Below are 21,996 nucleotides of genomic sequence, written 5' to 3'. Positions count from 1 at the left end.
CTCGCAACGGCAGTTTTAGCTATCGCTGACGAACTGGTGATGGGACCATGGGGTATGGGCGAACAAGAGCAGGTGCAGCCCGCCGCGCCAATCGGCGCAGCGTGGGAAGATCGGGGCGACCCCACCACGCAGCAGATGCGGACCGTAGGTCAGCGTCGGCGCGAAGCCGAACGTAAGCTGGACCTCCACTTGGAGGAAGCGAGCCACAAGGGCGAACCATCAGCTACCGAAGGCGAGGATCATTCCGAAGGGTAGAGCCACTGGCGCTGTCCGGATGCTTGGGTTTGTGAAGCGGGGTGTCGCTGCTGTGGGCCTCGCCCTGATGAAGTTGCAGGGCGCTGTGAATCAACGGGAAATGGCTGAAGGCCTGCGGGGTGTTGCCGAGGTGCCGCTGCGTCCGCGGATCCCATTCCTCACTGAGCAGGCCCACATCGTTACGCAAGCTAAGAAGTCGCTCAAATAGCTCGGTAGCCTCGCCGGAACGGCCGATTCCCAGCAGCGCATCCACCAGCCAAAACGAACATGCCAGGAACACGCCTTCATCACCCGGGAGTCCGTCGTGTCCGGACTGGGTGCGATACCGAAGGACCAGCCCGTCGTCGGTGAGTCGCTTCTGGATGGCGTCCACAGTTCCAATAACCCGCGGATGCCGGTGAGGCAGGAAGCCTACACGTGGAATCAGGAGCAGGCTCGCATCCAGTTCCTTGCTGCCGTAGGACTGGACGAAGCTGTTGAGTTCATCGTCGAAGCCCTGGGCCATGACATCTGCATGGATTTCGCTACGGAGCGCAGCCCACCTGTCGGCAGGACCTGGGAAGCCCGATGTTCGGACGGCTTTGACCATTCGGTCAGCAGCCACCCACGCCATCACCTTGGAATGGGTGAAGTGCTGCCGTGGTCCGCGCATTTCCCACAGCCCGTTGTCCGGCTGGTCCCATGCCCCTTCCAGGAACTCCATCAGCGCGACTTGAATGTCCCAGGAGCTATCCACAGTGCCATCCGGGGATGCTGCCCGGGTCAGCGAAAGCCCGTCCAGGACTTCGCCCCACACATCCAATTGAAGCTGCGGGGCAGCGGCATTTCCGGTACGGACGGGCAGTGAACCTTCGTAACCCGACAACCAGGGAATGTCCGCCTCCGGAAGTCTCCGGGTGCCGTCGAGCCCGTACACAATCTGAAGTTCCGACGGGTCGCCGGCTATTGCCCGCAGCAGCCAGTCGCGCCAGGCGGCGGCCTCCTCCGTGTAGCCGGCGGCCAGCAGTGATTGCAGGGTCAAGGTGGCGTCGCGCAACCAGCAATACCGATAATCCCAGTTGCGGGTCCCGCCGATTTGCTCGGGCAGGGAGGTTGTGGCGGCGGCCACAATGCCGCCCGTGGGTGCATACGTGAGTGCCTTGAGGGTGATGAGGGACCGCTCCACCGGTTCTTTGTATTTGCCCGTCATCTCGCTGCGGCCGATCCATTCCAGCCAGAACGACTCCGTCGCCTCCAGTGCATGCTTCGGATTGATTCGACGTGGCTCGCGTTCGTGGCTTGGAGCCCAGCGCAGCACGAAGGGAACGCGTTCGCCCGCGCGGACGGTGAATTCGCTGAAGGTGCGCTTGTCCCGGCCCTCCAGGGGAGCGGGTGTGGTGAGGTAGGCGCTGTCGGGGCCGGCCACCGCGCTGATGCCGTGCTCGCCATGACGGACCCACGGCACCACCCGGCCGTAATCAAAGCGCAGGACCAGTTCCATCTGCATGGTGACCTCGCCCGACACTCCTTCGACGATCCGAACCAGATCCACGGCGTCGTCACGGACGGGCATGAAATCGAGGACCCGCACGGATCCGCCGTCAACTTCCCATTCCGTTTCCAGGATGAGAGTGTCCTCACGGTATTGGCGTCGCGTGCAGTCGCCGCCGTCCGCTGTCCCGGCGGGCGCCAGCAGCCAGCGGCCGGCGTCGGGGGTGTGCAGCAGTGCGGCGAAGCAGGCGGGGGAGTCGAAGCGCGGCAGGCACATCCAGTCGATGGAACCGCTGCGACCCACCAAGGCGGCAGTGTTCAGGTCTCCGATGATCGCATAGTCCTCGATCCTGGCCATGAACTCAGCTCCCTCATTCGGCGTCGTCAGCTATGCCTGACCGTACCCCGTTGGCCTGAGCGCCTTCAATGAGACTCGCGCGTCCAGCCGAAAGGCACTTATTCCCCGCCGGATTTCAGCCGGTTGAGACCTTCAAGGATCAGGTCCAGGCCGAACCCAAACTCGTCGCCAAAGTCGTAGCCGGGTTTGAGGACGTGCTCGACGGCGATCTCCACCATGCGCGGGTACTCACCTGTGGCGAAGCGCTCCATGATGGGGTTGGTGATCTCGGCCGCGGTGTCCCTGCCCTCGAATGGGAGTGCGGCTTCCTGAATGGCGAAGCCGTAGATGTAGCTGTCCAGCAGGGCGTAGGCGTGGGCCGTCAACTGGACGGAGAAGCCTGCCTCCCTCAGTGTTGCCAGCGTTGCTTCATGGTGCCGGAGCGTGGCCGGTCCCGGTGCGGACCGGCTTTCCAGCAGCCCGACTGCCCACGGGTGGCGCCTGAGCGCTGATCGCACTCCGTGAGCCCTCCGCCGCATTTCCGCGCGCCAATCTCCCCCCGGTTCCGGCGGTTGGATTTCGCTGAAGACCATATCCACGATCCCATCAAGGATCTCTTCCTTGTTGGCTACGTAGTAGTAGAGCGACATGGGCTTGGTTCCCATGCTCTGGGCCAGCGTGCGGATGGTCAGCGCCGCCAGCCCGGATTCGTCAGCGATCGCAACTGCGCACTCCAGTACTCGTTCCCTGCTGAGGGGCAGGCGCTGGGATGCTGCGGTGGGCACGTGGACTCCTTGCGTTGAGTGTCAGGCTCTAGCGGTTTAGTACAGTGTACGGTAGCGTGCTTGGTACAGCGTACGAAAAGAAAGGTCCGGCCCATGACCACTGGTCAGCCATCCAAGGAAACACGCAAGGAGCAGGCGTCCCCCGCAACCATGCGGGCCATCGTCCAAGAGGCATACGGCTCCGCCGATGTGCTTCACGAGGCGCAGGTTCCTCGTCCGGCCATCAAGGAAAACGAGGTTCTGGTGAAGGTCCGGGCAGCCGGGCTCGATCGCGGTACGTGGCACGTCACCACAGGTTTGCCGTTTGCGTTGCGCCTGGCTTACGGCTTCCGCGCGCCAAGGAACCCCCTGCCCGGGCTCGACCTCGCGGGCACTGTGGAGGCTGTCGGGGCTAAAGTCACGCGGTTTGCCGTGGGCGATCAGGTTTTCGGGTCAGGGAAAGGATCATTCGCGGAGTACGCCGCTGCCCGCGAGAACCAGCTTGCCCACAAGCCGGCGGGCATCAGCTTCGAGCAAGCAGCCGCGGTTCCCGTGTCCGCGTGCACGGCCTTGATCGCGTTGCGTGCGGGAGGTATCGATCCGGGCAAAGGCCCTGTAGCGAAGGAACTCAAGGTCCTGATTACTGGCGCCTCGGGCGGTGTGGGCAGTTACGCGGTGCAGATCGCCAAGGCGGCCGGTGCGGAGATAACCGCGGTGGCCAGTGCCGCCAAGGCGGACTTGGTTCGGGAACTCGGCGCTGACCATGTCATCGACTACGCCTCGCGGGACTTCGCTGATGGCAGCGAACGCTACGACGTCATTATCGACATAGCCGGCAACCCTTCGGTTTCCCGTCTTCGCCGGGCGCTTACTTCTTCGGGAACAGCAGTGATCACCGGTGGTGAGGAAGGTGGGTCCTGGACGGGCAGCTTGGATCGCCAGTTCCGGGCCGTGGTGCTCTCTCCCTTCATCCGCCAGCGGCTCACCATGATCGTGGGCACGCAAACCGCAGCGGATCTGGAATACCTTGCAGGCATCCTCGAAGCGGGAACCATTACCCCGGCAATAGACCGAAGTTATCCTCTGGCCCAGGTCCCTGATGCCATGCGGTATTTCGACGCCGGTAAAGCCCGCGGGAAGGTTGTCATCACCATTTGAGTTTTAGTGTGTAGCTGAAACGCCCCCTAGCCCCAAGCTCCGGCCTCGTGCTACCACTGACCCTAGGAACAAACCCCTGAGGAGAAACAGTGGCCGAAGACCTGCCTGTCCTTGTTGTTGGCGCCACTGGTTTCTTGGGTGCACAAGTGGTGGACGAACTGCTCAAGCGCGGAAAGAAAGTTCGGGCCCTGGTCCGGCCCAAGTCCAATGCCGCCAAGCTTGAGGCCAAAGGTGTTGAGATCGCCCGCGGAGACATGTTGGACACCGCCTCTTTGATCACCGCAATGACCGGCGTTTCCGCGGCAATATCGACGGCGGCTGGATATACGCGGAATGACAAGAACGCCAAGGCCATCGACACCTTCGGCAACAGCAATCTGGCCGTCGCGGCCAAACACGCCGGAGTGCCGCGTTTTGTGTTGATCAGTATCGTCACCAGCGATCAAACTCCCCAGATTCCCCACTTCTGGAACAAGAAGCTGGCCGAGGACAAATTCGAGGAGCTCGGCGTTCCCTTTGTGGCCCTCCGGCCAGGCGCCTTCTTTGACCAAGCGGTGGGCATGGGTGGTGATCCCTTCGCTAAAGGCCGCTTCGTCTGGCTCGGTTCCAAAGACGCCAGGCTCACGTTCGTCCTGGCGAGCGATGTTGCCGCCTATCTTGCCGAGGCAGTTGACGCGGACATTGTTGAGGGAGAGCGCATCGATATTGGCTGGAGTCGGCCCCTGAGTATCCACGAAGCCGCGGAAATTGCCGGACGCCGGGCCGGCAAACAGATCAAGGTGATGTCCATACCCGCCGGCGCCATCGCGGGACTCGGCAAGGTGACTGCGAAAATCCTTCCGTTGGTGGGCGATATGGCAAGCATGGTGGCGTGGTTCGAGACCGGAAAATACGTTGCGGACGTCACCCGCCAGGAGCAGGTCTTCGGCCCCGCGCCGACCCCCGAGGACGCCATTGCCAGGGTGGCGGCACGCTACGGCCACTGACAATGGCGCCGGGTTGATGCTGGTCGGCGAGGTGGAACGTAAGTATCCTGATGATACGGATTCGGCTGCAGGCCCTGACTGCGTCGAAAAAACATGAGGAGCACGTTATGAGAATTGGTTCTTCCATCGCCCTGATTGCCATCGGAGCTATTCTGGCTTTCGCGCTCGCCCCCGGAATCATCCCCTTCCTCGACCAGGTCCTGGTCGGCTACATTCTGATCGGGGTCGGCATCGTCGGTCTCATCATTTCCATCGCCATGTCCAACCGGACCCGTCGCACAGTTGTTGAGCGCCGCGGCGATCCCCACACCGTCGTTGAGCGCCGCGATGAACCCCACACGATTGTCGAGCGGCGCCCCGAGGTCTAGCAACTCAAGCTGCGGAAGAAGCGCACGACGGCGGATACTCGCCGTCGTGCGCTTTCCTTCGTCAGTGCCTCTGAGGTTAAAGCCCAGCGGCTCAGGCGAGCGAGAGGGTGAACGACAAAACAAATCCTGCTGCCGTGCTCAGCGCAACGGCCGGGCCACCGTGTTCGTAAGCCTCTGGCATAAGAGTGTCCGCTAGCGATGCGATCACGGCGCCCGCTGCAAATGCCAAGGGGAGGGAGATCGTCTCGGGCTGGGCTGAGGAGAGCGGCCCCGCTCCGAGGACGACGGCGGCAACCAGCAACACAGCGCATACGCTCCAGAGCAGCATGATCCGCCCAGCCTTGCGACCCTGGCTGCGCATGGACGAAGCTCCCACCAAAGCCTCGGGCAGGTTGGAAACGAAGATGGCCGCAAGCAGTGCCAGGCCGCCGGATCCCTCTCCCAGCGAGATGCCCAAGGCGACATTCTCCGGCACGCCGTCCAAGGTGACCGCAGCCAAGAGGGCCATGCCGGCGGCGCCTCGTGTTGAGGCGGAGGTGGCGGCTTTATCGGACGCGGCGGCGTCGGTGTCCAGCTTGGGGCTGCCCTGTATTTCGTCCGCGGGTTTGGATTTCGAGGTTCTCCCGGGTTGGGCCCAGCGGTCCAACAGGGCGCTCAACGCCGTAAACACGATGGCCCCGGCAAGGAGCCCCACCGCTGCGCGCACGATTCCGCCTTGTTCGTACGCGTCCTCGAACAGTTCGAAGGCCAAAGCCGTGATGAGTGAGCCGGCCGCGAAGGACAGCAGGATGGCCAGGAGCCGTTTTGGCAGTTCGAAACGCACGCCGATCATTGCGCCTATGACCAGGGCGCTGGAGGCAATCAATCCGAACCATAGTGATGCCATCACAACGCCAGTATAGAAGTAAGTAATCTGATCTTCTCTAGGGTGAGGTGAAAACGTTCGACGGCGGCAGCCCGCCGTCGAACGCTCCTCAGGTTGGGCGTGTGGTCAGGCCCGTCCGTTGCCGCTGCCCTGCCGTGCTGAAGTGGAATCGCCACTCCACTCCGGCGATTGGAAGTGAGCTCCGCCGAACATCGGGAAGCGCAGCAGGCCTTCCTGGTCCCGGAGCTGGGCCCAAGGGCGGTTGATGCCGTGAGTTCCATAGCGGCGGAGCTGGGTGACGCGGTCCAAGTCCAGGACGGCGAACAGGATCTCCTCACCGCCCCGGGCGTGCTGCATGATGGTGCCCTCGGGGTCGACGATGACGCTCTCTCCCACGCCGGAGGGGGATGCTCCGTTGACGTTCACCACGTACACCTGGTTAGCGAAGGCGTTGGCCTGGGACATGACGATTTCCATGGCGCGGTCCCGCGTGGTGGTGAGTGTGGGCTGGATGATGACCTCTGCGCCGAGCCATGCCAATTGGCGGGCGACTTCGGGGAAGCTGCCGTCGAAGCAGATGGCCAGGCCGATGCGTCCACAGCCGGGGATGTCGAAAGTGACGAAGGAATCGCCGGGAGTGGTGGTTTCGAACGGTCGCCACGGGAAGAGCTTCCTGTAGCGCGCCACAATTTCTCCTTGCGGGGAGACAGCAATGGCGGTGTTGTACGTGTTCCCGTTGTCCGTTTCCAGCAGTGAGCCGGGCACGAGCCACACGTTCAGCCTGCGGGCCAGCGCGGAGATGCGGTGGGTGAGTGGGCTCGGGATGGGCGCGGCGGAACGGGTTTCGCCGTCGGGGTCCGGGAGCAGGAACTCGCCCGGCGCGGAAAGCAGCAGTTCCGGAACCACGATGACGTCCACATCCGGGCCCAGCTTCTTGGCTGATTCGGCTTGGGCCTCGAACCGGGCCCACGTGGCCTCGAGATCATTGGGGACGGGGTTGGTCTGAATGGCTGCGATGGACAGGATGCGCATTTATGCCTCGGTTTCGTTGTGATGAGTGTCGTTGCTGAGGATGGACGGAAGTTGGTGGCGGGTGGTGATGTTTCCGCGGGGGATGGATTCGCCTGAGAAGAAACGGCGCAGCCTGGTCCTCAGGATCGCGGTGACCAGCAGGCCCAGGATCAGCGCACCGATGCCTATCCAGCACAGAGCCGATGCCGAGCCACGACAGCCCGACGTACTCGGGGGACAGCATGTCGACGGCGCTGTATGCGAACGCTCCGATCATGAGGAGTGCTCCGAGGCCGGGAAGGATGCCCTTCAGGATCAGGGTCGATGCAGAGGTGCGCATCAGCGGGGCGAAGTACACCACCGAGGCCAAGGCTGTCGCGGCGTAATAGGCCGCTATCATCAGGCCCACCGAAAGGATACCCAGCCCGATGAAGTCCGGGCTGATTGCCGTCAACCCCAACGTTATGGCCATGGTGATGATTGCCCACCAGGCGATGGAGGTGGTGGGCGTTCCCCTCTTGGGATGCATCTTCGTGGTCGGCTTGGGCAGCGCGCCGTACGTGCCCATGCTGAGCCAGGTCCGCGGCGTGCTGACAGCAACAGTCATCAGTGCTGCCAACGCCGAAAGTCCCACTGCCAGGATGATGACCTGGCCAAACACTTCTCCGGTCGCCTGCGGCCCGAGGACTGAAAGGACATCCGAGACGGTTTCAGGGTTGGTGATGCTTGCAGTTCCGGCGTATCCGACGGCGGCCGTAGCGGTCACTACATAGAAGAACAAGAGGATGACCGTGGTGATGACTACCGCCTTACCGGGCGTTCCCTTGCGGTCCGTGGTTTCCTCGTTCACGGCGATCAGTGCATCCCAGCCCCAGTAGATGAACAGGCACAGGATGACGCCGGACACGAGTCCGGACATGTCGCCTGATGCAAAGGGGTTGAACCATTCCAGACCCGGCTTTTCGGCGCCGTCTGTGGCGTTGCCCGTGGCCATGGCAGTGAAGGCGGCGACACAGAATCCCCCCAGTGCCACGAGCTGGAGGCCAATCAGCGCGTACTGTACCCAGGCGGAGAGTTCGATTCCCCTCGCCGCGATCCATGCACTCAAGGCGATCAGCCCGCATGCGATGGCAGCTACGGCGATCGGTTCCGCGGCGATCCAGGCCAGACCAAAAAAGTTGAGCAGATAAGTGGTGGCCACTTGGGCGAGTGCGGCGCTCGCAATGAACGTGGCCACTTGTGGCACCCATCCGCCAAGGAACCAGCCAGCGGTGGGCCCGAAAACGCGGGTGATCCAGACGAACACGCCACCGCAGTCGGGCATTTCCTTGTTGAGGTCCCTGAACGCGAGGGCAGTGAACAGAATGGGGACGAAGCCCAGCAGGAATGCGGCAGGGGTGCTCGCTCCCACGGCAAGGACCACGAAGCCGAGCGTCACGGCCAGGCTATAGGCCGGAGCGACGGCGGCCAGCCCGAGGGCCACGGTCGGTCCGATGCCGATGGAGCCTGCTTTCAGGCCCTTGGACGTCGGCTCGCTTGGTGCCGGGCTCTTTGATGGTGCGTCTTTTGGGGTTGGGCCGCTAGCGAGTGGGGTGGGGGACGGGGGATGTGACACGGAGACTCCTCGTTGAATCAGTAAGTCGTATCTGGAATCAGTAATTTGAATCACATTCAAATTTGAATGCCATTCAATACCGGTCTAGAGTCAATGTCAACAGGAATCTTCAAGCGTCCACGGGGGAGCGGTAGTGGCCAAGGTAGACAAGAAGGACATTCGGCGGCAGGAAATCGTTGCGGCAGCACAGGCCGTGGCAGCCCGCGACGGCGCTGAGGGCGCCACGCTCCGCGCCATTGCCGCCGAGGCAGGCATGGCCGCCAACGCAGTGCTCTACTACTTCGGCAGCCATGCCGACATCATCGCTGCCGCCGTGCAGGCTTCCTCCGGCAGATTTCTGGAGAAGCTCGCCGAAGCCGCTGACCTGAACATGACTCCCACCGCCAGGCTCGCCGCCGTCATCAGCGCCGGCACTACTGCAGGACTGGACGACGACGTCTCCCGGATTCTGTACGAGTACTGGCCCCACATGCTCCGCGACGCCGAGCAACGCCGGATCCAGGAAGACCTCACCAGCGCACAGGAACGCGTCTACCGGGAAATCATCGACGCCGGAACCAGCTCAGGTGAGTTCTCTCCGCTGCTGGATCCAGCCAAAATTGCCCGGACCCTTGTTGCCCAGGAAGACGGCCTTGTCATGGATGTGCTCGCCGGGAGCGCCACCAGCGAGTATGTGCTTGATTTGGTGGGAAACCTTGCAGCCGCCCTTCTTGGGCTCAAGGCAGAGGCCCTGCTTGAGCTCATCGCTGTCCGGGACGTCTCAGCGCCTGCTAGCTAACGGCGTCGGCCGTGACGCGCTCGCCGTTGAAGTACTCCAGTTGCCAGCCGTCAGTGACGTGGTGATGGGCCAGATTGAGCACTGCATTCTGCACGCTGTCCAAAGTGCGCCCGATAGCCCGGCTCAACGTCAGCCGGATCAAAGTGCCGTGCGCCACCACCAGGACGCGCTTGCCGGCAAACTCTCCGGCCAGCTCTTCCAAGGCAGCCATGCCACGGTCAGCCGCTGCCTCGTCGGATTCGCCTCCGCGGAAACCTCCCGGAATGCGGAGTGCCTCCAGTTCGGGGCCGGCCTGCAGCCCTTCGGCGGGTCCGAAGCTGCGTTCCGTCAGCTCAGGAACCAGCCGCGCAACCTTGAGGCCTAGTCCTTCGGCGATGATCTCCGCAGTTTCGGCGGCACGGCCCAGCGGCGAGGACACCACTGCGTCCCACGGCTGGTCCGACAGGAAGGCGACGGCGTCGCGCGCCTGGCCGCGGCCGACGTCGTTCAGCGGGATGTCAGTGGACCCCTGCAACCGGCGCTCCGCGTTCCAATCGGTCTGGCCATGGCGGACGAGGGCGAAAGTTGTGAGGGTCATGCTTTCCATTGTGCCTTGCGGGTGCGCCGGCCCGCAGTTTCCTGCGTCACGTACGACCGTTACGTCACGTAATGAAGCGCCCGACGGCGGTAGGTCGCCGTCGGGCGCTTTGCTTGTGGCTAGTGCTTCTTGGCCTGGTCCATTTCGTACACAGTCCGCCCGCCCACCACCGTCTGCAGGACCTTCGCTTCCAGCAGCGAGGCCGGGCTCCTGGACGCAAGCACATCGGTGTCCAGGACCACGAAGTCCGCGTACAGGCCAGCAGCCAGCCGACCAATTTGGTGCTCCGCCCCGCAGGTCCACGCGGAATCGCGCGTTGCATGTTCGATCGACTCGGCGAGGGGCAGGGCGAAGCCGGGGACATTGGTTCCAGCGGAAGCGTCCAAGGCCGAAGCCCGGGTGGTGGCTACGTACATGTTGGGCAACGGCGCGTGCGGGGACGTGGGGGAGTCCGTGCCAAAGGCCAGCCGCGCTCCCGCCTCAGTAATCCATGGCCACGGGAAGCCGCGCTCCACGCGGTCATCACCCAATTTGGCAGCCCAGTTTTCGCTGATGGCAGGATCGGCGTGGACCGGTTGCATGCTTGCGGTGATGCCCAGTGCAGCGAGGCGATCGACGTCGGCCCTGTCCACCAACTCGAGATGCTCGATGCGGTGGCGGCGTTCGCGGGGCCCGTTCTCTGCCACGGCGTGTTCCACAGCTCCGATGGCGATCCGCACCGATTCGTCGCCGATGGCATGCATGGCAACCTTCAAACCGGCGGCATCGGCAGCGGCAACCACTGGCGCGAGTTCCTCCAGGCTCCAGATCGGTTCCGCGTTCGAACCATCGGCGTACGGCATTCCGAGGGTGGCCGTGCACCCGTCGATGGTGCCATCAATGATGACCTTGATTCCCACCACGCGAAGGAACGGCGATTCATGCTCGACGGCGAGCGCCGCCGCCCGCTGGACCTGGGCGATGTTTTCCTCCGTCGATCCAGCGTTGTTGATGCGCCAGTAGGCGATGAGCCGGCTGGTTAGTGTGCCGTCTTTGTCGGCACGCTTAAAGCCTTCGAGGTCAGTCTCGTTGAACCCCATATCGCACGCGGTGGTCACGCCGGTCTCGCGGTAGGCCTGCTGGACGGCGGCGATGCTGGCCTCGTGCTCCTCCTTGCCTACTTGGGCATCGAGGTAGGGGAGCACCATGTCGTAGAACGCGTTCTCGTCGATGTAGCCGGTGGCGTGGCCGTCTGCGGCGCGCTTGATGGTGCCGCCGTGCGGGTCCTTCGTGTGGTCGTCGATCCCCAGTTCAGCCAGCGCCGCCGAGTTCACCCACACGGAGTGGAAGTCGTAGGCGAAGGCGTAGACCGGCTTGTCCTGGACCACGGCATCGAGCATCGCCGCGTCGGGGACACCGCCCGGAATTGCGCCATGCAGCCAGCCGGTGGCAAGGATTCGCTCAGCATCCGGGCGTTCGGTTGCCCTTGCCCTGATTCGTTGCTGGATCTCCTCCACTGACTTGGCACCCCACAGGCTGACCTGCCCCAAGGCTTCGCCAGTACCGACTACGTGGGCATGGCCGTCGACGAAGCCGGGGACAACCAAGCGACCCTCAAGATCAATCCGCTCGGCGTTCGGTCGAAGGCGTTCCGCGGTGTCGGTGTCCCCGACGTAGAGGATGCGCTCGCCTTGAACGAGCAGCGCTTCAGCCCAGCGGCGGGTATCGGAGGTGAAGATGCGGGCATTGGTGTAGAGCTGGGTGGTCACGCTGCGTTTTCCTTGCTTTCCGGGGCTGTTGCTTCTGCTGGGACTTCTCTTGTTGCTACTGGCTCATCCAGGGAACGGCTGACATCGAGGAGCAGTTGGTTCTGAAGCCCATGCAGGTGCTCGCTGTCCGGTTCCGGCCAGGTGGACATCTTCACGATCACGGTATCGGTGGCGGGGTCGAGCCAGAGGTATTGGCCGTAGATCCCGATCCCGGTGACATTGCCGCGCTCATTACCGGTGCACCACCACTGCCGGGTGTACGAGCCGTGGGGGTGAAGGGCGGTGAAGGAGGAGTCGGCCATGGCTTCGGGGTCTCCGCCCGCGAGGATGCTGCCGACCCACCCCTCGGAGACCACCCGGCCTGACGGACCTACGCCGCCGTCGAGCATTAACCGGCCCACCCTCGCGAGGTCGCGGGCGGTGCAGGAGACCCCGCCGTTCGCGAAGCCGAACCCGGCGGAATCGACGGTGATGGTGGCGTCCCGATCTGCATCGAGCTTGGACCACAGGTACTTGGAGAGTGCGTCCGAATACCGGAGCCCGGTCACGCGCTCGATGATCCATGCCAGCACGTCCGTGTTCGCGGAGCAGTACTGGAACGTGCCCGCAGTGCCGTTGCCCGTGAGGGCGGTGAGGAAGGTGTACGTGTCCTCCGGGTCGCCGGCTTGCCGGGTGCGCCAGCCTGCGGAGCGGTCGTGAGTCTGGACTTCTGAGGCCGGATCCAGGTAATCCTCGCTGTAGTTGAGGTGGAGAGCCATATCGAGGACGTGCTGCACGGTGGGGCCGTCGTAGGCTGATCCTGCGAGTTCGGGAATGTAGTCACACACGCGGGCGGACGTCACGATGTCCCCTGAGTCCACCAAAGCCCCCACCACTAAGCCGCACATGGATTTGGAAACGCTCATGACCAGGTGAAGATCGTCCGGGGCAAAGCCTGGGCGGTAGTACTCTGCGATCACCTCGTTGCGGTGCAGGACCAGGAAGGCGTCGGTGTATGTCTCCTCCAGCCGTTGCATTAAGTGGGGAACGGCCAAGGAGCTCAAGCGCTCAGTAGCCCCAGCCGGGGCGGTCGGGAAACGGCGGGTGACTGACGCCGTCGGCAGCAATTCGCCCAAGTGCGCGAAGGTCCAGCGGTTGTGCGGTCCCTCCTGCCAGGTGTCGAGGGTTGGCTGCTCGGCGGCGCCGGTGTAGCGGGCGGGGTGCGGTCCGGTGGTGGTCATGCGTGGGCTCCTTCGACGGAGGGGATTGCGATAGGGCGGCGTTTCGCGGCCAGGCGCGTCAGGACGATGTACACCCCGGCAGTAACCACCATGGACACCGGAACCGAGAGATCGAGGTAGCCCATGGCCGCTGCAATGGGGCCTGTCCACACGGCGCTGGTGAGGAAGAGGGATGCCACGGCCGCGCCGACGACGATGGCGAGCAACCCGGGGACGTGCCAGCCGCCGGTGTACCAGAAGGGGCTGCCGGGCTTTTCGTCGAAGAGCTCTTGTCCGCTGTAGCGGTTGCGGCGGGCAATGACGTCCGTGGCAAAGACCGTCATGGTGGGTCCGGATATAAGGACCAGCACCTGCAGCATCAGGTTGACGGCGTCCAGGAGGCTGGTGGACATCACCAAATAGATAGTCAGCGCAGTGCCGATCGCTCCAACCACCACTGCCGAGGGAATACGCCGGATGGGAACGCCGATGGACTGGAACGCCATGCTGGCCGTGTATGTGGTCATGCCGTTGAGCGAGATGGTGTTGATGATGACGCCCGCCACGAAGATAGGTCCAAGCCAGGCCGGGAGCAGGGCGAGGAGCGCCGATTCGATGCCCAGATCCATCGCTGCGGCATCAATTCCCGTGGCGAGCAGCGCACCTACTGCTGTGAAGAACATGGAGGGCAGGGCGCCACCAAACGCTGTGGCAGCGATGATGTGCGAACGCTTGGTGGACTTCGGGAGGTAGCGGGCCAGGTCCGGGCTGTTCGAGTAGGACAGGGGAGTGGAGGCGAGGATGGCGAAACCGATGGTCATCGCAGACCACAGTGGCGCACCTTCCAAGGGCGCGGGTGCAGAGTAACCCCACTGCACGTGAGGCAGGATGAACGCCGTAACCAGCAGGAAGATTGCCAACAACACGGAGGCCACCACGGGGTAGCTGCGCAGGATCAGGCTGTGGCCGAACACCGCCACCAGAACGGTGATCGCGGCAACCAGGACGGTGACGAATACCGGAACCAGGACAGGATCCGTGAAACCAAGCTGTGCCAGGAGTTCAGCGCCCATGAACGAGGATGCGAGCCAGTTCAGGGCCAGGAAGACTGCGGAGATAAACCATCCAAAGAAGGCGACCACAACTCTGTTGCCGCGGATTCCGTAGATGGCCCGAGTGATGACGGAGCCTGACGTCCCCGCTGCCGGACCACTGGTGGCGACGATGCCGGTGAGGATCCAAGGGAGGCTTCCGGCGATGATGACAACGAAGGCCTGCCAGAGTTGCATGCCGAGCAGGATGAGTGAGGCGCCAACCGTGAAGTTCAGGATGCTGACGTTTGGGGCCGCCCAGACCGGGAAGAGGTCCCGCGCGCGGCCGTGTCGTTCGGAGGCTTCGATGAGTTCGATGCCGCGGGTTTCTGGGTGGGCAAGCGGTTCGGGGTAGCTGACCGGATCGGTCACATGGGGCTGGGACAACGCTGTTCCTCTCGGGCAAGGTCCGGTTCGCAACGCTGGGAACCGGCCCGTCGACACTATTGGTCGCACGACCAATGAGCTATTGGTCACTAATCCAATAGACTGAGCGGCATGGTGTCAAGCCCCGCATCCCAACGCGTCCGAAAGTTACCCGATGAGCGCCGCGCCGAAATTCTGGTCGAAGCTGCTTCGATTGCCCTGAATGAGGGACTGGAGCGGATCACGCTCCGCGCCGTAGCTGACCGGCTGGGGGTGCGTCCCGGACTGATCAGCCACTACTACCCGGCCGCCGAGGATCTGGTGATCGCCGCCTTTGTGCGCGCCGTTTCGGAGGAGCGGGAAGAACTGTTTCCCGACGACGGGACTCCCCTTGAGCGAATGGCCCACCTCGTCTCGCGCATCGAGGGAAATGGCGCATTTGAGCTCACCAGGTTGTGGCTCAATGCCCGGCATCTATCCCGCTTCAGTCCGGCTTTGTCCGAGGCGTTGCTGGCGCAGGAATACTTGGATAGGACGCGGCTGACCCTCCTTATTGAGGGTGGTGTTAGCTCCGGTGACTTCGCGGTGGCTGATCCGTTCGCAGCCTGCATCCGGATCTGGGTGGCTATCGACGGCGTGGGCTCCTACGTCAACAACGCCGGATCCTTTGATTACGAGGCGTTCACGCGGTTCGTCACCGACGTCGCTGAATGGTCGCTGGGCGTTCAGGCGGGCGAACTTCGCGCGGCTGTGGACCGACTGCAAGCTTGAGCAGACGGTGGTCGGTACCGTTTTGGTACCATGGACCATGGCTATGAATCTCCGCGTTCCAGAGGACCTCGATCGTCGTTTAGAGCAGTTGGCTGCCGAGGAGCACACCTCGAAGTCTGCGCTTCTGCTGCAGGGCGCTGAGCTGGTCCTTCAGCGACACCAGCGCCGCCGCGAAATTAATGAAGGCTTGGACTTTGTGATGTCTCATGACGCCCAATTGCTGACGCGTCTTGAAGACGCATGACCCGCTACCTCGACGTAGAGGACGCATTGCAGGTAGTTGACAGGTACGGGTTCCATATCCGGGACGTCGGATTGCTCGCGTCCGCCTTGGCGCGTCCGGCAACGACGGTCATGGGATTGGATGCCTATCCGGACCTGTCGTCGAAGGCGGCTGCCTTGCTGGATTCGGTGGCACGCTTCCATCCACTCCTGGATGGCAACAAGCGGACAGCGTGGACCCTGATGGTGCTGCAGCTTTGGATTAACGGCTACCGTCATGATTTCACTACTGAGGAGGGGTTTGACCTGGTTGTAGGTGTAGCCGCAGGTGAAATCACCTTGGAGCAGAGCGGAAAGCTGATCTCCAAACGCATGCGTGCTCGCAGTCGCTGAGCCTTCACATTGCCCTTCCCGCGATTTAATCAGTATCCTGATAACTGATCTGGTGAAACCGGATGATGCTGTTTGGGCTCATTGCCTGGGCCGCTCGTGGCTGAAGCAGTCGGTCGCGCGGCCATCGTGAAAGTTTGATTGACGGCATTGCTTGGTGACGCAGGGACAGTGGTTCCGCGGCTCCAGGTATGCCTGAAGGACGTGACATTCGTGGGCAACAATGACGAGGCCGTGGACCCCCAACTCCCCGCCTCCAGCGAAACCGCAGGAACAGGCGATGAAGGAATAGACGCCGCTGAAACACTTGATGGCCGCTACCAGCTGGGCTCTTTGCTGGGCAGGGGTGCCATGTCTGCCGTCTACCAAGCGACGGACATGCTCCTTGGCCGCGAGGTAGCCATCAAGATTTTCCTGCCCGGTTCAGGCGATGAGTCGTTCCGTGCCCGCCAGGAAAATGAAATGCGGCTCCTGGCCGCCTTTGATCACCCAGGGTTGGTGGCCGCCTTTGACGCCGGCGTCGATACGCGCAACGACGAAGAGCGCGCGTATCTGGTCATGGAGCTGGCAGATGGCCGGGATTTGCGCGCCATACTGGCTGACGGACCACTCACTGTTCCCGAGACCGCGCGCATCGGGATCCGGCTCGCCGGGGCCCTGTCCCAGGTTCATGAGCACGGAGTTATCCACCGCGACATCAAGCCGGCCAACATCCTGGTATCCGACGACGACGGCGTGGGACAGTCTGTGAAGTTGGCGGACTTTGGCGTCGCTCTGGTCATGAACGACAACCGCCTCACCGCAACAGGCTTTACCGTGGGGACCGCCCAATACCTCAGCCCGGAACAGGCGCAGGGCATGGCGCTGACTCCCGCGAGCGACATCTACTCGCTGGGCCTGGTACTCCTCGAATGCCTCACCGGAAAGGCTGAATACCCGGGCACGCCTATTGAAACGGCATCAGCCCGCCTCCACCGCGCGCCGCAGGTCCCCTTGGAATTGCCTGGTCCGCTGCGGGAGCTCCTTGAAGCCATGACGGACATGGATCCCGAAAAGCGCCCAACGGCACAACACGTCGAGCAGGCGCTCGGGGATGAAGGGATCCAGTCCGGGCGCAGGACTGCCCTGCTGCCGGCCGTGCCGTCGAGGCCACCACTCCGCACGCCAACCAAGCGGCAGGCTGCCGTCACCAGCCTTAGGGACTTCAATAAGCGGCGACCCAGGACCGTTAGGGGCGTGGCCGCAGCAGCGGTAACCATTCCGCTCGCTTTGCTGATCCTCTCCCAGGGGCTCACGCCCACGGGCAACACAACGGACCCCTCCCACCCCGCGGACATCGGGGTTTCCCAGGCTGAGCCGCAGCCGACGACGCCGGTGGTGCCCGCCCTTCCTGTCGCGCCGGCGACTGCCGAAGCCGTGCCTGCCGAAGCTGTCCCCGCGGATGACCAGCCCGCTGAGGTGATCAATCTTCAGGAGCCAGCACCCGCGCCGGTACAGGCACCGGCGCCAGCACCCGCAGCGGAGCCGGGCACGGATATCGCCAAGGAAAAGAGCGACGGCAAGAGCGATAAAAAGCCTGAGAAAGCCAAAGGAAACGGGGAGGGCAAGTAGCCCTGCCGACGTGAATTAGCGCTCGACGGCGACCTGCCGCCGTCGTGCGTTGAGTTCCGCCAGGTCAGCGTTCTGGGCCGTCAGCGTCCGGCAACGCATCCCGGTGCGGTTCCGCGGCACTTGTATGACGCGCCGGGCATCAGGTCGATGCCCGCGAAAAGCTGCGGGAGCGTGACCAGATAGAAGCCCCTGCCTTTGAGTTGGGCAATGAGCTCCACCTGGCCATCCACGGTGGAAGCGTGGACGTCGTGTTGGAGGATGATGGATCCTGGCTTGACCAGGCTCATGATCCGGGGGAGGAACACGGATTTGTTCTTGGATTGCCAATCCATGGAGTCGACGTCCCAGATAATTTGGGGCAACCCCACAGAAGCGGAAACCGTCTTATTAGTTGCTCCGTACGGTGGCCGCAGGTAAGCGGGCACCACACCTGTTGCCATTTCTATGGCGCCTTGGGCCCGCTGAACTTCGCTCTCGATGCTCGACGGCGACAATTTCGTCAGGTATGGATGGCTCATGGTGTGGTTTGCGATGGTGTGGCCCGCAGCTGCCACGGCTTTCGCCACCGCCGGATTGGCCTTGACGTATCCGCCCTGTTGGAAGAACGTGGCGAACACTCTGTGCTTTTCGAGTATCGCCAGAAGACGGGTGGTTTGCGCGTTGGGCCCGTCATCGTAGGTGAGGGCAGCGCAGGCCACCAGGTCGCAGTTGATCGGAGCCAGCCCATCGGGTGCGGGCTGGGGGGCCTTGAACGGAGCCCCAGTGATGACCGCGGCGCGAAGGACCTGTCCTGCAGGCGAAATCACCTCGCCCGTTGCTGCGGCGTTCAAAGTAACGGTGACGGGGCCGGACAACGCGGCGCCTGCTCCGGGGTCTCGATGGATGGTGACGCTGAGATTCCCGGCAGAGGTAAAGGCGACGGCGGTGAGCAACTCGGCGTCGGAAACGGAGTCTGTTGGCGAAGCCCGGTCCGGACCCGGAGCCTGCGTCGGGGACGACGCACCGATGGCGTCTCCGAGTATTGTCCGTAAGGTGCTGGTCATGGCCGGGTTGATCAAGCTGGCACTGCCGGTAACAACGCCAGTGCTGAGGTCCTCGTAGGTGATCTCCTCGCTGCGGGCGGCGCGGACGCCTCCGTCCATGGTTGTTTGCACGAACCTGGATCCAACAACGCTTGCTGTAGCCAGGACAATTTCATGGGTGACCGAAACGCCGTCGGCCAGCAACGCGGCGGGGGTAGCCGGCAGTGCCGCCGGTTCGTGGCGACCGCCGGCCCGGGCATCGAAGATGCTGAGCAGCCGGGCATCGAGCTGACTGTTGAAGGTCTGGGCACCGCTGATGTATTGCCACGTGGCAACGGTGGGCGCTGTGCCGGCTGTGCGCGTGGTCATGTCCACGATTGACGGTTGGAGGGCGATCCTGGACGGAGGCGTCCCGATGACCGCGGTTGGTGCGTGCGGTGCCGGTTGCGTGGTCATGGGGACGCAGGCCGCCATGAAGAGCACGATGACTATGAGCGGGATCGTGAACGGTGAGCGGACGGGGGCGGGCCGCTGCATGGTTTCCTCTACCGGAAGTACGAGGTGGTCATGCCTCGAATGATGGCAGGCACAACGCCAAAGACCCCGGAGACACCCCGGAGCGGCTAGAGACCGGCTGGAAAACTAACTACAGGCCGGCTGGAAAACTAACCGTAACGGTGGTTCCGCCGTCGGGAGCTTCAGCCAGGGTGAGGTCGCCACCGTGGGCTTTCGCGATGCTGCTGCACGTGGCCAGGCCGAGCCCGGAGCCGGGACCGTCGCCTTGCCGACGCAGGCGCACCAACGGTTCCAAGGCCTTGGCACGGTCCTCGGGTTTGATGCCCTTACCGTTGTCCGCCACGAAGATCGTGGCTCCGTGATAGTTGGAAACCCCGCTGATCTTGACAAGCAGATCACGGTCGGGACTGCGGTAGTTCATGGCGTTGGAGAGCAGGTTTTGCAACAGCGTGCGGAGCTGTCCGCGGTCGGCGTGAAGCGTGAGGTCCTGGACTTCAACCACGCCGTCATTCTCGACTCCCAGGTCACGGGCAACTTCTTCGGTGACCTCGCGCAGGGACACCTGGGCCGGCTGGATCGCGCCGCCCACCCGGGAGTAGCTCAGCACATCCTCGAGCATTCCCAGCATCCGCCGTCCACTGGAGCCAATTCGGTCCAGATAGCGCGCGGCGGTGCTATTCGGTTCTACGTCGGGATCGTCTTCCACCAGTTCCACATAGCCCAGGATGGTGGTGAGGGGAATGCGGAGATCGTGGCTGACGCGGCCGGCGAATGCGGCGAGTTTTGCGTTGCTGTGCCTCAACTCGGCATAGGTGCGGTCAAGCTGTACCGTGCGGTGCTGAAGCTCCAGAAGCTCAACAACCTGCTTGGCCAGGACTTCGAGCATGCTCAGCTGTTCCGGACTCAGCTCGTTGGCTTTATCCGAGAAGACGCACAGCGTTCCCGGGACGAACCCCGATTCTGTCTGCAGCGGGACCGATGCATAAAAACGGACGTTCCCGATTTCACCGGTGACAAAGGGATTGTCTGCGAATCGGGGATCCTGTGACGCATCGGCAACCACGGTCCTTTCACGGGAAAGGAACACCTTGGCGCACATGGAATCCTCGCGGGAACAGACTCCGGGGTCCACGCCCCAAGCCCCGATTTGGTGCTGGTATTCCGCGCTGATGATATTGACCACGCCAAACGGAGCGCCACAAAGCTCCGTTGCCAGCCGCATGAGGTTCTGCAGTGCGCTCATGACGGCGGCATTGGGAAGGAGAGTGGAATCCACTGCCGGGTCCAGGCCATATTCCTGAAATTCCAGATCCCGGCTGATGTCATCGGTGAAGGACAGATGCCCTTGAACTTCCGTCATGTTATTACTCCCCCAAGCGTCTTTAGGATTCCTTGCCGATACTACCGGGACCGTGGCGGCGGTGGTTTACTGGGACGCATGACCGAGCAGGAACCGGCCTCCGCCGCGTCTACTGACAGTATCGATCTCTCCCTACGCACTCCCGCGCAAAGATCCCGGACTTTTACGGGGATCCTGGTGAACACTGCCCTCGCGAACATCACCACAAGCTATCTTTGGTACGCCCTGACGTTCTGGGTGTACTTGGAGACGCGCAATGTCATCGCCACTGGGGTGATCGGCGGTGCGTACATGCTCCTGATCGCCCTCTCCAGCATCAGTTTCGGAACCTTCGTGGACCGTTACCGCAAACTGACGGTGATGCGCTTCGCCGGGGCCTTCACCCTGGTGATGTTCGTCTTGTCCGGAGTCATGTTCCTGCTGACGCCGGAGCAGGCACTGCTCGACCTGACACAGCCTTGGTTCTGGATCTTCACTATGATCATCCTGATCGGCGCGGTGGTGGAGAACATGCGCAACATAGCTCTTTCAACCACAGTCACCATCCTGATCGAACCCGACCGGCGTGCCAACGCCAACGGGCTTGTGGGCATGGTGCAAGGGCTCATGTTCGTGGTCACTTCGGTCCTTTCCGGACTGTCGGTAGGACTGCTGGGCATGGGGTGGACGGTAGTTGTCGCCTTGGTGCTGACCTCGTTGGCTTTCGGGCACTTGCTGATGCTGCGCCTGCCCGAGGAAGTGCGGGCAGCTGCTTCTGACGCGCAAGGCGGATTCGACTTGCGGGGGTCGTGGGCTGCCGTCATGGCAGTATCCGGCCTCTTTGCGCTAATTCTTTTCTCCACCTTCAACAACTTCATTGGCGGTGTCTACATGGCGTTGATGGACCCGTACGGCCTGGAGATGTTCTCCGTGGAGATGTGGGGAGTTGTCTTCGCCATTGGCGCCACGGGGTTCATTGTTGGAGGTGCGCTGATCGGCAAGTTCGGCCTCGGGTCCAATCCCTTGCGGACCATGCTCATTGCCGTGCTGTTGATGGGGTTCATCGGTGCGGTGTTTACGGTCCGCGAGTGGGCTTGGCTTTACATCGTGGGAATATGGCTCTACATGGCGCTGGTCCCTGTGGTTGAAGCCGCTGAACAGACCGTCATCCAAAAGGTGGTGCCACTACCGCGGCAGGGCAGGGTGTTTGGTTTCGCCATGGCGTTCGAGTCCGCGGCGGCGCCCATCACCGCCTTCCTCATCGCACCGATCGCCCAATTCTGGATCATCCCCTACGCCCGATCCGAGGAAGGGGCGGCCAGCCTTGCTCCCCTGCTGGGCGAAGGAATTTCCCGTGGCATCGCCTTGGTGTTCCTGGCCGCCGGCATCATCATGATCGTCGTCGCCTTGATCGCTTTCCTGACTCCCGTCTACCGCCGCGTATCTGCCTCGTATGCGCAGACAGCGGCGGAAGAACGGGAAAGCCAGGAGGCGGAGTCGCCGTCGTCGCATTGATCCAATCCGGTCAGGAAGCTTT

The 21,996-nt window shown here is 62.9% G+C and carries 21 protein-coding genes; 10 read left to right on the top strand and 11 right to left on the bottom strand.

Translation table 11 applies throughout. From position 1 onward, the window contains the following. The first annotated feature begins 54 nt into the window (after positions 1-54). Complete coding sequence (locus AC6CH8_RS12150) at positions 55-255, top strand: hypothetical protein (RefSeq protein WP_420179374.1); 201 nt, start codon at positions 55-57, stop codon at positions 253-255. Here the strand turns inward: AC6CH8_RS12150 and AC6CH8_RS12145 are convergent. Together AC6CH8_RS12145 and AC6CH8_RS12140 are read right to left on the bottom strand one after the other, a co-directional pair. Then, a complete protein-coding gene (locus tag AC6CH8_RS12145; protein WP_498190777.1) occupies positions 224-2,083 on the bottom strand; it encodes a glycoside hydrolase family 15 protein in 1,860 nt (619 codons plus the stop codon). The genes AC6CH8_RS12150 and AC6CH8_RS12145 overlap by 32 nt on opposite strands. Positions 2,084-2,181: 98 nt before the next feature. Next, entirely contained in the window at positions 2,182-2,847 is a 666-nt protein-coding gene (locus AC6CH8_RS12140) for a TetR/AcrR family transcriptional regulator (protein WP_498190776.1), read from the bottom strand. Positions 2,848-2,940: 93 nt separating this feature from the next. On the opposite strand from AC6CH8_RS12140, the gene AC6CH8_RS12135 reads away from it, so the two are divergent. The 3 genes from AC6CH8_RS12135 (at position 2,941) to AC6CH8_RS12125 (ending at position 5,338) form a co-directional block, all read left to right on the top strand. Then, positions 2,941-3,984 carry an NAD(P)-dependent alcohol dehydrogenase gene (locus AC6CH8_RS12135; protein WP_498190774.1) on the top strand — a complete coding sequence of 348 codons (1,044 nt, stop codon included), beginning with the start codon at positions 2,941-2,943 and terminating at the stop codon, positions 3,982-3,984. Positions 3,985-4,073: 89 nt separating this feature from the next. After that, positions 4,074-4,970 carry an SDR family oxidoreductase gene (locus AC6CH8_RS12130; protein ID WP_498190773.1) on the top strand — a complete coding sequence of 299 codons (897 nt, stop codon included), beginning with the start codon at positions 4,074-4,076 and terminating at the stop codon, positions 4,968-4,970. Positions 4,971-5,077: 107 nt separating this feature from the next. Further along, positions 5,078-5,338: a DUF6458 family protein gene (locus AC6CH8_RS12125; RefSeq protein ID WP_091463835.1), complete on the top strand. Its 261-nt coding sequence runs from the start codon at positions 5,078-5,080 to the stop codon at positions 5,336-5,338. 91 nt (positions 5,339-5,429) lie between these two features. Here the strand turns inward: AC6CH8_RS12125 and AC6CH8_RS12120 are convergent, their stop codons facing one another. From AC6CH8_RS12120 to AC6CH8_RS12110, 3 genes are all read right to left on the bottom strand, one after another. Then, entirely contained in the window at positions 5,430-6,227 is a 798-nt protein-coding gene (locus AC6CH8_RS12120) for a ZIP family metal transporter (protein WP_498190771.1), read from the bottom strand. Between the two features lie 102 nt (positions 6,228-6,329). Further along, complete coding sequence (locus AC6CH8_RS12115) at positions 6,330-7,235, bottom strand: carbon-nitrogen hydrolase family protein (protein WP_498190769.1); 906 nt, start codon at positions 7,233-7,235, stop codon at positions 6,330-6,332. Beyond that, positions 7,186-8,829, bottom strand: coding sequence for an APC family permease (locus AC6CH8_RS12110; RefSeq protein ID WP_498190767.1), 1,644 nt, complete (start codon positions 8,827-8,829; stop codon positions 7,186-7,188). The genes AC6CH8_RS12115 and AC6CH8_RS12110 overlap by 50 nt, the downstream gene beginning before the upstream one ends. Positions 8,830-8,962: 133 nt before the next feature. On the opposite strand from AC6CH8_RS12110, the gene AC6CH8_RS12105 reads away from it, so the two are divergent. Continuing rightward, the gene (locus AC6CH8_RS12105) at positions 8,963-9,607 is read left to right on the top strand and encodes a TetR family transcriptional regulator (RefSeq protein WP_498190765.1); all 645 of its coding nucleotides are present in this window, start codon (positions 8,963-8,965) and stop codon (positions 9,605-9,607) included. Here AC6CH8_RS12105 and AC6CH8_RS12100 read toward each other — a convergent pair. From AC6CH8_RS12100 to AC6CH8_RS12085, 4 genes are all read right to left on the bottom strand, one after another. Further along, complete coding sequence (locus AC6CH8_RS12100) at positions 9,600-10,193, bottom strand: histidine phosphatase family protein (protein ID WP_498190763.1); 594 nt, start codon at positions 10,191-10,193, stop codon at positions 9,600-9,602. The genes AC6CH8_RS12105 and AC6CH8_RS12100 overlap by 8 nt on opposite strands. 110 nt (positions 10,194-10,303) lie before the next feature. Next, on the bottom strand, positions 10,304-11,932 hold the full coding sequence (locus AC6CH8_RS12095) for an amidohydrolase (protein WP_498190761.1): 1,629 nt from the start codon (positions 11,930-11,932) through the stop codon (positions 10,304-10,306). Further along, the gene (locus AC6CH8_RS12090) at positions 11,929-13,152 is read right to left on the bottom strand and encodes a serine hydrolase domain-containing protein (RefSeq protein WP_498190759.1); all 1,224 of its coding nucleotides are present in this window, start codon (positions 13,150-13,152) and stop codon (positions 11,929-11,931) included. Before AC6CH8_RS12090 ends, AC6CH8_RS12095 begins: the two co-directional genes overlap by 4 nt. Next, complete coding sequence (locus AC6CH8_RS12085) at positions 13,149-14,609, bottom strand: purine-cytosine permease family protein (protein WP_498190757.1); 1,461 nt, start codon at positions 14,607-14,609, stop codon at positions 13,149-13,151. Before AC6CH8_RS12085 ends, AC6CH8_RS12090 begins: the two co-directional genes overlap by 4 nt. Before the next feature lie 111 nt (positions 14,610-14,720). Between AC6CH8_RS12085 and AC6CH8_RS12080 the strand changes: the two genes are divergently transcribed. From AC6CH8_RS12080 to AC6CH8_RS12065, 4 genes are all read left to right on the top strand, one after another. Next, on the top strand, positions 14,721-15,359 hold the full coding sequence (locus AC6CH8_RS12080) for a TetR/AcrR family transcriptional regulator (RefSeq protein ID WP_498190755.1): 639 nt from the start codon (positions 14,721-14,723) through the stop codon (positions 15,357-15,359). Positions 15,360-15,396: 37 nt separating this feature from the next. Continuing rightward, positions 15,397-15,603, top strand: a complete 207-nt coding sequence (locus AC6CH8_RS12075) for a ribbon-helix-helix protein, CopG family (RefSeq protein ID WP_498190753.1) — start codon at positions 15,397-15,399, stop codon at positions 15,601-15,603. Beyond that, the gene (locus tag AC6CH8_RS12070) at positions 15,600-15,974 is read left to right on the top strand and encodes a type II toxin-antitoxin system death-on-curing family toxin (protein WP_498190752.1); all 375 of its coding nucleotides are present in this window, start codon (positions 15,600-15,602) and stop codon (positions 15,972-15,974) included. The genes AC6CH8_RS12075 and AC6CH8_RS12070 overlap by 4 nt, the downstream gene beginning before the upstream one ends. A gap of 210 nt (positions 15,975-16,184) precedes the next feature. Then, complete coding sequence (locus AC6CH8_RS12065) at positions 16,185-17,582, top strand: serine/threonine-protein kinase (protein WP_498190750.1); 1,398 nt, start codon at positions 16,185-16,187, stop codon at positions 17,580-17,582. An 80-nt stretch (positions 17,583-17,662) separates the two neighbouring features. Here AC6CH8_RS12065 and AC6CH8_RS12060 read toward each other — a convergent pair whose 3' ends face one another. Together AC6CH8_RS12060 and AC6CH8_RS12055 are read right to left on the bottom strand one after the other, a co-directional pair. Then, positions 17,663-19,141, bottom strand: coding sequence for a polysaccharide deacetylase family protein (locus AC6CH8_RS12060; protein ID WP_498190749.1), 1,479 nt, complete (start codon positions 19,139-19,141; stop codon positions 17,663-17,665). Positions 19,142-19,250: 109 nt separating this feature from the next. Further along, positions 19,251-20,480, bottom strand: coding sequence for a GAF domain-containing sensor histidine kinase (locus tag AC6CH8_RS12055; RefSeq protein WP_498190747.1), 1,230 nt, complete (start codon positions 20,478-20,480; stop codon positions 19,251-19,253). 78 nt (positions 20,481-20,558) lie between these two features. Here AC6CH8_RS12055 and AC6CH8_RS12050 point away from each other — a divergent pair, with 78 nt between their 5' ends. Beyond that, positions 20,559-21,974 carry an MFS transporter gene (locus AC6CH8_RS12050; RefSeq protein WP_498190745.1) on the top strand — a complete coding sequence of 472 codons (1,416 nt, stop codon included), beginning with the start codon at positions 20,559-20,561 and terminating at the stop codon, positions 21,972-21,974. Positions 21,975-21,996: the final 22 nt, after the last annotated feature.

It is taken from the genome of Paenarthrobacter sp. GQ52 (assembly GCF_059759005.1).
Note: the sequence above shows the minus strand (reverse complement) of the source record. Positions and strands in the feature narration are given on the sequence as shown.